General features: G+C 45.8%; 1 protein-coding gene. It reads left to right on the top strand.

The window, feature by feature from the left end; translation table 11 throughout:
* The coding region (locus CWC11_RS21805; protein ID WP_138684247.1) for a TonB-dependent receptor at positions 1-275 on the top strand (275 nt) is incomplete at both ends.

Genomic DNA, 275 nt, shown 5'->3' with positions numbered 1-275 from the left:
ATGCTCATGAAGAACATGCCGGCAATACTCGCGTATTTGACGTAGAGCAAGAATTCACTCCTGTCAGTTTATCAACGGGTGTTGTGTGGGATTTCGCACCTAGTTACAACTTAGGCTTGTCGGTATCTCGTTCTGAGCGTGCTCCTTCGGTGTCTGAGCTATTATCATTCGGCCCTCACATTGGAACTGGTACTTATGAAGTAGGCGCACTATTTGATATTCATGAAGACGGCCATTTTGGTTTATCTGAGCAAGCGCTTGACCTAGAAACAGCA

It is taken from the genome of Pseudoalteromonas sp. S3178 (genome assembly GCF_005886985.1).
Lineage (GTDB): Bacteria > Pseudomonadota > Gammaproteobacteria > Enterobacterales > Alteromonadaceae > Pseudoalteromonas > Pseudoalteromonas carrageenovora.
Note: the sequence above shows the minus strand (reverse complement) of the source record. Positions and strands in the feature narration are given on the sequence as shown.